The following is a 12,901-nucleotide window of genomic DNA, read 5'->3' as shown; positions in this document are numbered from 1 at the left end:
ACGGGCATCAGGCCGCTGCGGCGTCGCGCGCGGCGGCCCGGCGGCCCAGCCACGCGTCGACGAGTTGCGCGAAGTTGCCGGCCACTTCGTCGATCAGCGCCTGATCGTCGATCCGGCCCGCGAACCAGTTCAGCGACGCATCGGCCCACAGCGTGCGCCCGACCATGAAGCCCTTGACGATCGGGTTGGTCGCCGAGCGGAAGCTGTCGACCAGGTATTGCAGCGGCTGGTTCAGCCCGAGGATCACCGCGCCGCGGCAGTACGGGTCGCGCTCGGCGATCAGCGCGGCGAGCCGCGCCCAGCCGTCGGCGGTGAGCGGCGTCAGCTTCCACCATTCGGGCTTCACGCCGAGGTTGTAGAAGCGCGCGATCGTGCGCAGCACCGCGTCGTCCTCGGTGCCGGCCGGCGTGACCGCGCTTGGCGGAATCATTTCCAGCAGCAGCTCGTTGCCGCTCGCGCGCGTGGCTTCCCACAGTTCCAGCACGCGCTGCTCCTGCTCGACGCGCAGGTCGACGGGGTCGTCGGGGTGATAGTGAACGAGGCACTTCACGACCTGTTCGGTCGGCCAGTGCGTGAGCGACGAGCCGACCGAGCGCGTGTCGTCGAACCGCAGCGGGCGCGAGCCCGGCAGCTCGACCGGGCGGCCGACCCACCAGCCGCGCCCGGTGGCCGACGCGAGCGCGTCGCTGCCGTACGCGCCGCCGTCGATCAGCACGCCGACGTGGCCGGCGATGCCGCGCTCGCGCTCGACCTGTTCGACCGCGCGCACGAGCAGGCGCTTCAGCGTCTTGATCCGCGCTTCGTCCGCGCCGGCCTGCACCGCGAGCGCATAGAACTGGCTGCGATGGTCGAATGCCATCACGCAGAGGTCGTCCCATTCGCGGCGCGGCACCGTCACGCGATGCAGGTGCGCGAGCGTGCGATCGGCATCGACCACCGGATTGCGGCTGCCGTCGAACCAGTGCGCGAGTTCGGCCGGCGTCGGCATCGCGGCCGAGCATGCGTGGCGCGACACGACGATCGCGCCGCATGCGTTCGCGATGCGCGTCGATTCGGCCCAGTCGCGCCCGCGCAGCAACCCCGACAGCAGGCCCGACAGGAACGCGTCGCCCGCGCCGAGTACGTTCAGTACCTCGACGCGTTCGCCGACGAAGGTCGGCGCATCGTCGATGTGCGCGGGAATGTCGCCTTCGATCACGCAGCAGCCGAGCGCGCCGCGCTTGACCACCAGCGTCGCGTTCGCGATCGCGCGCACCGCCTGCAACGACGCGATCAGGTCGTGCGGCACGCCGCCCGCGATCAGGAATTCCTCCTCGGTGCCGACCAGCAGGTCGAATTCGCCGAGCACCTGCTGGAGCTGCCGCGTCACCTGCGCGTCGGGCACGTAGCGGTTTTCGCCGGCGCCGCGCGCGGTCAGCCCCCACAGCACCGGCCGGTAGTCGATGTCGAGGATGCGCACGACGCCGTGGCGGCGCGCGTAGCCGAGCGCGGTCAGCGACGCTTCGCGCGTGGCCGGCGTCGACAGGTGCGTGCCGGTGATCGCGAGCGCGCGGCACCCGGCGATGAAGTCCTCGCTGATCTCGTCGGCGCGCACGGCCATGTCCGCGCAGTTCTCGCGCACGAACAGCAGCGGGAACGTATCGCGATCCTTCAGCCCGAGCAGCACCAGCGCGGTGAGGCGCTCGCGGTCGGTCTGCAGCTGGCTCGTGTCGCAGCCTTCGCGCTCGAGCGTCTCGCGCAGGAAGCGGCCCATCTGCTCGTCGCCGACGCGCGAGATCATCGCGGTCTTCAGCCCGAGCCGCGCGACGCCGAACGCGACGTTGCCCGACGAGCCGCCGAGATACATCTGGAAGCTGCGCGCGTCCTCGAGGCGGCTGCCGTACTGCTGCGCATAGAGATCCACGGCCACGCGGCCGAGGCAGGCGAGATCGATGGGGCGGTCACTCGGAAAGTTCAGCTGGCTCATATCACGTGTCACGCTCGCGGCCGGCGATCGGCGCTGCCGGCAGATTAGGGGACCGATCCGGCGGGGCTGTCCGCGGCATGTGCCGCACGACGCAAGGCGGCCTGCCGCCGGGATTCGGGCTACGGACGCAGTCTAGACTTTTTGGAAATCCAGTTCCCTAGGTGAAATCACGTAGAAATAAATTTCCAAATTGTCGAGGAAGTGATCTACAGTTTCATCCGGATGCTTCAGTCCCGATCGGACCCGATCGGACTCGGCCCGGCGGCGCGCAACGCGCCGTCTTCCGCCCCCCGGAGATGAGGAGACAGATTGATCATGAAGACCAAGCTGATGGCCGTCGCGGCCGCCGCGATCCTGGCCGCGCCGCTCGCGCATGCCGAGAAGATCGGCGTGACGATGGCATCGTTCGACGACACGTTCCTGACCATCCTGCGCAACAGCATCGCCGATTCGGCGAAGAAGGACGGGGTGACCGTGCAGATCGAGGACGGCGGCAATGACGTCGGCAAGCAGTTGAGCCAGGTCCAGAACATGATCGCGCAGAAGGTCGACGCGATCATCGTGAATCCGGTCGATACCGACGCGACGCCGAAGATCACGAAGATGGTGGCCGCGGCGAAGATCCCGCTCGTCTACGTGAACCGCAAGCCGGTCGACTTCGACAAGCTGCCGGCCGGCGTCGCGGTCGTCGCATCCGACGAAAAGCAGTCGGGCACGCTGCAGGCGCGCCAGGTGTGCAAGCTGCTCGGCGGCAAGGGCGACATCCTCGTGCTGATGGGCGAGCTGTCCAACGAATCGGCGCGCGCCCGCACCAAGGACATCGAGGACGTGATCGCGACGAAGGATTGCTCTGGCATGAAGATCGTCGACAAGCGCGAGGGCAAGTGGAGCCGCACGCAGGGCCAGGACATTACGATGAACTGGCTGAGCTCCGGGACGAAGTTCGACGCGATCGTGTCGAACAACGACGAAATGGCGATCGGCGCGATCAACGCGCTGAAGGCCGCGCGCAAGCTGACGCCGAAGACGGTCGTCGCGGGGATCGACGCGACGCCGGACGGCCTCGCGGCGATGAAGGCCGGCGAGCTGAAGGTATCCGTGTACCAGAACGCGACCGGGCAGGGCGCGCAGGCCGTCGCGACCGCGCTGAAGCTCGCGAAGAAGCAGCCGGTCGATCGCTACGTGAACGTGCCGTTCGAGCTCGTGACGCCGGAGAACATGAACCAGTACGCGAAGCACTGACCGGTTTTTCCGCTGAACTGCGCGGGCCCGGCGCGGCCGGGTTCGCGCGCGACTTTCGAGGAACGTCCATGTTTACAGCCAGGATCGCGCGCTCGATGGCCAGCGAAAGTGCGCGGGCCGCGTCGTCCGCCGCGCCCGGTTCGTCCGGCGCACCCAGGGCCGATTGCGTGCTCGAGGTGCGCGGCGTCGGCAAGTCCTTTCCCGGCGTCGTCGCGCTCGACGGCGTGCAGTTCCGCGTGCGTCGCGGCACCGTGCATGCGCTGATGGGCGAGAACGGCGCCGGCAAGTCCACGCTGATGAAGATCATCGCGGGCGTCTACACGCCCGACCAGGGCGAAATCCTGATCAACGGCGAACCGGTCGTGCTGAACGGCCCGCTCGATGCGCTCGATCGCGGCATCGCGATGATCCATCAGGAGCTCAACCTGATGCCGTACATGACGGTCGCGGAGAACATCTGGATCCGCCGCGAACCGAAGAACCGCTTCGGCCTGATCGATCACGCCGAACTGCGCCGCCGCACGGCCGCGCTGTTCGAGCGGCTGTCGATCGACATCGATCCGGACACCGACGTGCGCACGCTGACGGTCGCGAGCCGCCAGATGGTCGAGATCGCGAAGGCCGTGTCGTTCGACTCGGACGTGCTGATCATGGACGAGCCGACCTCCGCGCTGACCGACAAGGAAGTCACGCACCTGTTCCGGATCATTCGCCAGCTGCGCGAGCAGGGCAAGGGCATCGTCTACATCACGCACAAGATGAACGAGCTGTTCGAGATCGCCGACGAGTTCTCGGTGTTCCGCGACGGCAAGTACATCGGCACGCATGCGTCGAGCGACGTCACGCGCGACGACATCATCCGCATGATGGTCGGGCGCGAGATCACGCAGATGTTCCCGAAGGAGGAGGTACCGATCGGCGACGTCGTGCTGTCGGTGAAGGATCTCTGCGTCGACGGCGTGTTCCGCGACGTGAGCTTCGAGCTGCGCGCGGGCGAGATTCTCGGCGTCGCCGGCCTCGTCGGCTCGGGGCGCTCGAACGTCGCGGAGGCGCTGTTCGGCGTCGTGCCGGCCACGTCGGGCGAGATCCGCATCGACGGCAAGCCGGTGCGTATTTCGACGCCCGCGCAGGCGATGAAGCACGGGATGGCGTTCCTCACCGAGGACCGCAAGGACTCCGGCTGCTTCCTGAATCTCGATCTGCTCGCGAACATGGAAGCGGCGGTGCTCAGCCGTCGCTACGTGAAGTTCAACTTCGTGCAGCACGCGCAACTGAAGCGCGACTGCGAGGAAATGAGCCGGATGCTGCGCGTGAAGTCGCCCGGGCTGCACGAGACGATCCAGAACCTGTCGGGCGGCAACCAGCAGAAGGTGCTGATCGGCCGGTGGCTGCTCACGCAGCCGCGCATCCTGATCCTCGACGAGCCGACCCGCGGCATCGACGTCGGCGCGAAGGCCGAGATCCATCGGCTCGTCAGCGCGCTCGCCGGCAAGGGCGTCGCGGTGCTGATGATCTCGTCGGAGATGCCGGAAGTGCTGGGAATGAGCGATCGCGTGATGGTGATGCACGAAGGGCGCATGACCGGCATCGTCGATCGCAAGGACGCCGACCAGGTCCGCATCATGGATCTCGCGTCGCGCTGAGCCGCAACAAGATTGGAGACAACTGAAATGGGCAACCTGAACCCGGTCGCGGATGCGCAGACCATGACCCTCAAGTCGCGGCATGCGAAGTGGCCGCCCGAACTGAGCATCTTCCTCGTGCTGGTCGGCATCAGCCTGTTCTTCGAGATCGTCGGCTGGGTCGTCGTCGGCCAGAGCTTCCTCTTCAATGCCGAGCGGCTCGAGATCATCGTGCTGCAGATGGCGGTGATCGGCATCATCGCGGTCGGCGTGAACCTCGTGATCATCACGAGCGGGATCGACCTGTCGTCGGGGTCGGTCGTCGCGGCGGCCGCCGTCGTGTCGGCGAGCCTCGCGCAGGTGTCCGACTTCCCGCGTGCGGTGTTTCCGCACCTCACCGACCTGCCGGTCATCTGGCCGGTGCTGGCCGGCGTGTGCGTCGGGCTGCTGGTCGGCCTCCTGAACGGCTCGCTGATCGCGATGACGGGCATCCCGCCGTTCATCGCGACGCTCGGCACGATGGTCGCCGCGCGCGGCTTCGCGAAGTGGTTCACCAACGGGATGCCGGTGTCGATGCTGACCGACCAGTTCGCGGCGATCGGCGCGGGCGCCAATCCGGTGATCATCTTCGTCGTGATCGCCGCGATCTTCCACGTCGTGCTGCGCTATACGCGCTTCGGCAAGTACACCTACGCGATCGGCGCGAACCGCCACGCGGCCGTCGTGTCGGGCATCAACGTCACGCGTCACCTGGTGTTCGTCTATGCGATCGCGGGCCTTCTGAGCGGGATCGCCGGCACCGTCACGGCCGCGCGCGCGATCTCCGGCCAGTCGGGCATGGGCGTGATGTACGAGCTCGATGCGATCGCGGCCGTCGTGATCGGCGGCACGTCGCTGTCGGGCGGGCTCGGCCGCGTGACGGGCACCGTGATCGGCGTGCTGATCCTCGGCGTGATGACGTCGGGCTTCACGTTCATCCGCATCGACGCGTATTACCAGGAGATGGTGAAGGGCGCGATCATCGTCGCGGCCGTGATCGCCGACCAGTACCGCAACAAGAAGTCGCGCCGCTGAGCTGCCGCGACGGAACACGCAACCTGACGGGAAGAAGATGAAAATCGCTCTGGATCCCTACATGATTCGCCATCTGCCGCTCGACCGGCTGCCGCACGCGGTGGCCGAGCTCGGCTACGACCAGATCGAGCTGTCGCCGCGCAGCGACTTTCTCGACTGGTGGGTGATGCCGCGCGCGACGCGCGAACGCATGGCCGCGTTCCGCCACGCGATGCGCGCGAGCGGCGTCGGCCTCGCGTCGCTGCAGCCGATGTACCGCTGGGCGAGCCCGTTCGAGGACGAGCGGCAATGGGCGGTGCGTTGCTGGAAGAAGGCGATCGAGGTCGCGCTCGAGATGGAATGCCGACTGATGGTGTCGGAGTTCGGGCGCGGCGCGTCGCCCGAGCGCTCGGTCGGCGAGCGGCCGGGCGCGAACCCGAAGGAGCTGTGCGAAGCCGCGTGGTTCCGGTCGATGGACGAGCTGCTGCCGATCCTCGAGCGCGAACGCATCGTGCTGTCGGTCGAGCCGCATCCGGAGGACTGGATCGAGCAGCTGCAGCCGGCGATCGACATCGTCACGAACCTCGCTTCGCCGTCGCTGAAGCTGTCGTATATCGCGCCGCACACGTTCTACTACGGCGACGACATGGCCGCGATGATCGCGCAGGCCGCGCCGATCCTCGCGCACGTGCGCGTGGCCGACACGTTCGACCACCGCAAGAGCAGCCAGCTGCGCTACATCGTGAACCCGCCGGGCTCGAACCAGATCCGCGTGCACCAGCATCTCGACATCGGGCAGGGCGAGATCGACTGGGACGTGTTTTTCGGCGCGCTTGGCAACGTTGGTTTCGACGGCGTGATGTCGTCGTGCGTATTCGCGTGGGAGGACCGCGCGGAAGCCTCGTCGCGCTACATGCGCGACACGATCCAGCGCTACGTCGATCGCCATTTCGAGCGGGCGGCCGCGCGCTGACCCGCTGTTGACCCATCGCTGACCGGCGCGGCATGGGGCCGCGCCGCTGATGAACGAACGACTGGAGACATCTGCATGACCTTGCAAATCGGCGTGATCGGCTGCGGCGCGATCGGCCAGGACCACATCCGCAGGCTCACGCGCACGCTGTCCGGCGCGCGCGTCGTGGCCGTCAACGACATCGATCCGCGGCAGGCGCGCGACGCGGTGACGAAGTACGGGCTCGACGCCGAGATCTACGGCGACGGCCACGAAGTCGTCGCGGCCGCCGACGTGCAGGCCGTGCTCGTCACGTCGTGGGGGCCGACGCACGAAGCGTTCGTGCTCGATGCGATCGCGCACGGCAAGCCGGTGTTCTGCGAGAAGCCGCTGGCCGTCACGGCCGACGGCTGCATGCGGATCGTCGAAGCCGAAGTCGCGCACGGCAAGCGGCTCGTGCAGGTCGGCTTCATGCGGCCGTACGACGAAGGCTATCGCGCGCTCAAGCGCGTGATCGACAGCGGCGCGATCGGCGCGCCGCTGATGCTGCATTGCGCGCACCGCAACCAGTCGGTCGGCGAGCGCTATACGACCGACATGGCGATCACCGACACGCTGATCCACGAACTCGACGTGCTGCGTTGGCTGCTCGGCGAGGATTACACGAGCGCGCAGGTCGTCTATCCGAAGAAGACGCGCCATGCGTCGGCGCATCTCGCCGATCCGCAGGTCGTGCTGCTGGAGACCGCGAGCGGCGTGCGCATCGACGTCGAGATCTTCGTGAACTGCCAGTACGGCTACGACATCCAGTGCGAGGTGGTCGGCGAGCAGGGCATCGCGAGGCTGCCCGACCCGCCGGCCGTCGGGCTCAAGCATGCGGCGCGGCAGTCGGTCGAGATCATGACCGACTGGAAGGAGCGCTTCATCGCGTCGTACGACGTCGAGCTGCAGGCGTTCATCGACGGCGTGCGGCAGGGCGCGCTCACCGGGCCGTCCGCGTGGGACGGCTACGCGGCGGCGGTCGCGGCCGATGCGTGCGTGCGCGCTCAGAAGAGCGGCGCGGTCGAGGCGATCGCGATGGCCGGCCGCCCCGCGTTCTATCGCGGCTGACCCGCGGCTGACCTACCGGAGCGACCGACATGACGATGAAGATTGGCTGCGCGCCATGCTGCTGGGGCGTCGACGACGTGAAGAACCCGCATCTGCCGCCGTGGCGGCACGTGCTCGCCGAGGCCGCGCAGGCCGGCTACTCGGGCATCGAGCTCGGGCCGTACGGCTATATCCCGCTCGAACTCGACGTGGTGAGCGCCGAGCTCGAGCGGCAACGCCTGAGCATCACCGCCGGCACGATCTTCGACGATCTCGTGTCGCCGGAGAACCTGCCGAACCTGCTGCGCCAGACCCGCGACATCTGCGCGCTGATCACGCGGCTGCCGAAGCTGCCGACCCAGGACGGCCAGCGCTACGCGGCGCCGTACCTGGTCGTGATGGACTGGGGCCACGAGGAACGCGACTACGCGGCCGGCCACGGCGATCGCGCGCCGCGGCTGTCCGACGCGCGCTGGGCGCGGATGGTCGACCATATCCGGCAGATCGCGACGATCGCACGCGATGAGTTCGGCGTGCGCGCGGTGATCCATCCGCATGCGGGCGGCTACATCGAGTTCGCGGACGAGATCGACCGGATCGTCGCCGACATGCCGGCCGACACGGCCGGCCTGTGTCTCGATACGGGCCACCTGTACTACTCGGGCATGGACCCCGAAGCGTGGCTGCGCCGCCATGCGGCGCGCCTCGACTACGTGCATTTCAAGGATATCGACGCGGCCGTGTACGACGCGGTGATGGGCGAGCACATCGCGTTCTTCGCCGCCTGCGCGCGCGGCGTGATGTGCCCGATCGGCACCGGCGTGCTCGACTACCCGGCGATTCGCCAGGCGCTCGTCGACATCGGCTATGCCGGCTACATCACGATCGAGCAGGAACGCGACCCGCGCAACGCCGGCACGAGCCTGCGCGACGTCGCCGCGAGCCGCGCGTTTCTCGCGTCGGCCGGTTTTGCATGATCCCCTGAACGCGCACCAGGAACACCACCATCATGATTGACGGACAGATTCTGCTTGGACATTCGATTCGCTGGGGCATGGTCGGCGGCGGCCTCGGCAGCCAGATCGGCTACAGCCACCGGTCGGCCGCGCTGCGCGACGGCAGTTTCCAGCTGGTTGCCGGCGCCTTCGACATCGATCCCGAACGCGGCCGCCAGTTCGGCGTGAAGCTCGGCGTCGCGGCCGAGCGCTGCTATCCCGACTACGCGACGATGTTCGACGCCGAGGCGCGTCGCGCGGACGGCATCCGCGCGGTGTCGATCGCGACGCCGAACAACACGCACTTCGAGATCTGCCGCGCCGCGCTGAACGCGGGGCTGCACGTCGTCTGCGAGAAGCCGCTGTGCTTCACGACCGAGGAGGCCGAGGCGCTGCAGCGCCTGTCGGTCGAGAAGAACCGGATCGTCGGCGTCGCGTACGGCTACTCGGGACACCAGATGATCGAGCAGGCGCGCGAGATGATCGCGCGCGGCGAGCTCGGCGAGATCCGCATCGTGCAGATGCAGTTCGCGCACGGCTTTCACAGCGAGGGTGTCGAGGCCGCGAGCGCGGCCGCGCGCTGGCGCGTCGACCCGAAGTTCGCGGGTCCGAGCTACGTGCTCGGCGACATCGGCACGCATCCGCTGTACATCTCCGAGGTGATGGCGCCGGACCTGAAGATCAAACGGCTGATGTGTTCGCGGCAGAGTTTCGTGAAGAGCCGCGCGCCGCTCGAGGACAATGCGTTCACGATCATGGAATACGACACCGGCGCAATCGGCTACGTGTGGTCGAGCGCGGTGAACGCCGGTTCGATGCACGGGCAGAAGGTGCGCGTGATCGGCTCGAAGGCGAGCATCGAATGGTGGGATGAACACCCGAACCAGTTGCGTTACGAAGTGCAGGGGCAGCCCGCGCAGGTGCTCGATCGCGGGATGAGCTACCTGCATCCGGCGGCGCTGCGCGAGGACCGGATCGGCGCCGGGCACCCGGAAGGGCTGTTCGAGGCATGGTCGAACCTCTACGCGCGCTTCGCGCTCGCGATGGATGCGGCCGATCGCGGCGACGCCGGCGCGTTGAAGGCCATCCGTTTCCCGGACGTCCACGCGGGTGTCGAGGGCGTGCGCTGGGTCGAGAATTGCGTGCGTTCGGCCGACGCGGGCGGTGTGTGGGTCGACTATCGTTGAACCGGCAGGCCGGTTGCGACACGCATCGGCGCGGCAGCCGGCGTCGGTAGACACCCTGATCTTTACGGCGCCGCGAGCGCGTTGGACAATCGCTCCCAGGCTTGCCGTGGAGCGTATGCCACCGATGATCGAGCGCGTGGGAGCGAGCGGGCGGCGCGGGCCGTGCCGCAAACGTGATTAAATTCGCCCTTCATGCATGTATCCAGTCGAGCCCCGGGCCGCGTCGGCCAGCATCGCGCGCGCATCGGGGCCGTCAACTTCGCGCTATCCGATGAGTTCATCCGAGAAACCTCCCGCCACCGTCGAGCAGTTCCTGCAGCACCTGACGCAGGAATACGACGGCCTCAGCAATCGTCTGAAGGTGATCGCGCGCCACGTGGAAACGCATCGGGACCAGCTTGGGCTGGAAGGTATCCAGTCGCTCGCGGAGGCCTGCGGCGTCCAGCCGTCGGCCGTCGTGCGCTTCGCGAAGCATTTCGGCTTCTCCGGCTTCTCCGAGATGCAGCGGCTGTTCCGCGAAGGGCTCGCGCAGCAGATCGCGCCGGGGCGCGCATACAACCTGCGGCTGCGCGACGTGATCGAGGCCGGCTCGTCGAGCCTGCAGCCCGAACAGATCGCCGACGAATTCATCAAGGGCAGCATTGCCGGGATGCAGCAGTTGCGGCAGACGCTCGACTCGCAGGCGCTCGCGCAGGCCGTCGACCTGCTCGCCGATACGCAGGCGATCTGGATCGCCGGGTCGCGGCGCGCGTTTCCGATCGCCGTGTATCTCGACTATGCGCTGCAGCACACCGACAAGCGCATCGGGCTGTTCAGCGCGCTCGGCAGCATGCATCTCGGCCAGATCCGCTCGGTGCGCAAGGGCGACGTGATGATCGCGATCTCGTTCATGCCGTATGCGGACGAGACCGTGCAGGTCGCGCAGCAGGCCGCGCAGCGCGGCGCGCGGCTGATCGCGATCACCGACAGCCGGATGAGCCCGCTCGCGCGGGAGGCGGAAGTCACGCTGATGGTGCAGGACAGCGCGACGTTCGGCTTTCGCGCGCTGACGGCCACGATGGGCCTCGCGCAGAGCCTGTTCGTCGCGCTCGCGTACCGGCTCGAGCTGTCCTACATGCCGACCGCCGACGGCGCGCACGGCAAGAAAGCCGGCTGATGCCCGCTGCCGGCGCGCCGCCCGCCGAACGGATCGGCGCACGGCGCGCCGGCCGGCTTACTTCGCGGTCGGCATCGCGAATTCGGCGCCCTTGCCGATGCTCGACGACCAGCGCTGCATCACCGACTTCTGGCGCGTGTAGAACCGCACGCCTTCCTCGCCGTACGCGTGCATGTCGCCGAACAGGCTCTTCTTCCAGCCGCCGAAGCCGTGCCATGCCATCGGCACCGGAATCGGCACGTTGATGCCGACCATGCCGACCTGGATGCGCCGCGCGAATTCGCGCGCGATGCCGCCGTCGCTCGTGAAGCACGACACGCCGTTGCCGAATTCGTGCGCATTGATCAGGTCGACCGCCTCGCCGAAATCCTTCACGCGCACGCAGCCGAGCACCGGCCCGAAGATTTCCTCCTTGTAGATCCGCATGTCGGGGCGCACGTGGTCGAACAGCGTGCCGCCGGTGAAGAAGCCGGCCTCGCGGCCCGGCACGCGCAGCCCGCGCCCGTCGACCACCAGTTGCGCGCCTTCGCTCACGCCTTGCTCGATATAGCCTTCGATGCGCTTCAACGCGTCGCCGGTGACGATCGGGCCCATCTCGACTTCCGGCGACATCCCGTCGCCGATCACCAGCTTGCGGGCGCGCTCGGCCACGGCCGGCACGATCTTGTCGGCCACGTCGCCGACCAGCACCGCGATGCTGATCGCCATGCAGCGCTCGCCGGCCGAGCCGTATGCGGCGCCGATCAGCGCGTCGACGGCCTGGTCGATGTTCGCGTCCGGCATCACGACGAGGTGGTTCTTCGCGCCGCCGAGCGCCTGCACGCGCTTGCCCGACTGCACCGCGCGCTGCTGCACGTAGGCCGCGATCGGCGTCGAGCCGACGAAGCTGACGGCCTGCACGTCCGGGTGGTCGAGGAGGGCATCGACCGCGCCCTTGTCGCCCTGCACGACGTTGAACACGCCGGCGGGCAGGCCTGCCTGCGTGAGCAGGTCGGCGATGAACAGCGCGGCCGACGGGTCGCGCTCGCTCGGCTTCAGCACGAACGTGTTGCCCGTCGCGAGCGCGACCGGGAACATCCAGCACGGCACCATGCACGGGAAGTTGAACGGCGTGATGCCCGCGACGACGCCGAGCGGCTGGCGCATCGTCCAGTTGTCGATGCCGGTGCTGACCTGGTCGGTGAAGTCGCCCTTGAGCAGTTGCGGCACGCCGCACGCGAATTCGATGATGTCGATGCCGCGCGCGACTTCGCCCTGCGCATCCGAGAACACCTTGCCGTGCTCGGCCGTGATGATCGCGGCCAGCGTGTCGCGGTGCTCGTTCATCAGCTGCAGGAAGCGGTGCAGTACGCGGGCGCGGCGAATCGGCGGCGTGTCGGCCCAGGCCGGGAACGCGGCACGGGCCGACGCGACGGCCCGTTCGACTTCGTCGTTGCCGGCGAGCGCCACGCGGCGCACCGCGCGACCGAGCGCCGGATTGAAGACGTCCTGGAAGCGGCCGCTGCGGCCGGCGACGGGCGCGCCGTCGATGTAGTGGCCGACGTCGGCATCGGACGTATAGGCGGGAACCGTGGTCATGCGTGTCTCCTAGGGATGTGGGGGTACAGCGCCTAGTCTAGGGAAGCCGGCAGCGCGGGAG

At 68.1% G+C, this 12,901-nt stretch carries 10 protein-coding genes; 8 read left to right on the top strand and 2 right to left on the bottom strand.

Annotation, left to right across the window (positions count from 1 at the left end; genetic code table 11):
* Positions 1-7: 7 nt before the first annotated feature.
* On the bottom strand, positions 8-1,966 hold the full coding sequence (gene iolC / locus HWX62_RS07725; RefSeq protein ID WP_175929339.1) for a 5-dehydro-2-deoxygluconokinase: 1,959 nt from the start codon (positions 1,964-1,966) through the stop codon (positions 8-10).
* A gap of 315 nt (positions 1,967-2,281) precedes the next feature.
* On the opposite strand from iolC, the gene HWX62_RS07720 reads away from it, so the two are divergent.
* The 8 genes from HWX62_RS07720 to HWX62_RS07685 all read left to right on the top strand — a co-directional run bounded on the left by HWX62_RS07720 (position 2,282) and on the right by HWX62_RS07685 (position 11,262).
* Complete coding sequence (locus tag HWX62_RS07720; RefSeq protein ID WP_175929338.1) at positions 2,282-3,208, top strand: sugar ABC transporter substrate-binding protein; 927 nt, start codon at positions 2,282-2,284, stop codon at positions 3,206-3,208.
* Between the two features lie 68 nt (positions 3,209-3,276).
* Positions 3,277-4,851, top strand: a complete 1,575-nt coding sequence (locus tag HWX62_RS07715) for a sugar ABC transporter ATP-binding protein (RefSeq protein WP_175929337.1) — start codon at positions 3,277-3,279, stop codon at positions 4,849-4,851.
* A 27-nt stretch (positions 4,852-4,878) separates the two neighbouring features.
* Complete coding sequence (locus tag HWX62_RS07710) at positions 4,879-5,904, top strand: ABC transporter permease (RefSeq protein WP_175929336.1); 1,026 nt, start codon at positions 4,879-4,881, stop codon at positions 5,902-5,904.
* Between the two features lie 37 nt (positions 5,905-5,941).
* Positions 5,942-6,856, top strand: a complete 915-nt coding sequence (locus tag HWX62_RS07705; RefSeq protein ID WP_175929335.1) for a sugar phosphate isomerase/epimerase — start codon at positions 5,942-5,944, stop codon at positions 6,854-6,856.
* A gap of 75 nt (positions 6,857-6,931) precedes the next feature.
* Positions 6,932-7,945: a Gfo/Idh/MocA family oxidoreductase gene (locus HWX62_RS07700; protein ID WP_175929334.1), complete on the top strand. Its 1,014-nt coding sequence runs from the start codon at positions 6,932-6,934 to the stop codon at positions 7,943-7,945.
* A 29-nt stretch (positions 7,946-7,974) separates the two neighbouring features.
* Positions 7,975-8,901 carry a TIM barrel protein gene (locus HWX62_RS07695; RefSeq protein WP_175929333.1) on the top strand — a complete coding sequence of 309 codons (927 nt, stop codon included), beginning with the start codon at positions 7,975-7,977 and terminating at the stop codon, positions 8,899-8,901.
* Between the two features lie 32 nt (positions 8,902-8,933).
* Positions 8,934-10,106, top strand: coding sequence for a Gfo/Idh/MocA family oxidoreductase (locus HWX62_RS07690; RefSeq protein WP_175929332.1), 1,173 nt, complete (start codon positions 8,934-8,936; stop codon positions 10,104-10,106).
* Positions 10,107-10,377: 271 nt separating this feature from the next.
* On the top strand, positions 10,378-11,262 hold the full coding sequence (locus HWX62_RS07685) for a MurR/RpiR family transcriptional regulator (RefSeq protein WP_175929331.1): 885 nt from the start codon (positions 10,378-10,380) through the stop codon (positions 11,260-11,262).
* Between the two features lie 57 nt (positions 11,263-11,319).
* On the opposite strand, the gene HWX62_RS07680 is transcribed toward HWX62_RS07685, so the two are convergent.
* The gene (locus tag HWX62_RS07680) at positions 11,320-12,840 is read right to left on the bottom strand and encodes a CoA-acylating methylmalonate-semialdehyde dehydrogenase (protein WP_175929330.1); all 1,521 of its coding nucleotides are present in this window, start codon (positions 12,838-12,840) and stop codon (positions 11,320-11,322) included.
* Positions 12,841-12,901 lie beyond the last annotated feature (61 nt).

Origin of the sequence: Burkholderia sp. BCC0506, from assembly GCF_902833145.1 — a bacterium.
In the GTDB taxonomy this organism is placed as follows: domain Bacteria; phylum Pseudomonadota; class Gammaproteobacteria; order Burkholderiales; family Burkholderiaceae; genus Burkholderia.
This window is presented reverse-complemented; position numbering and strand designations above follow the sequence as displayed.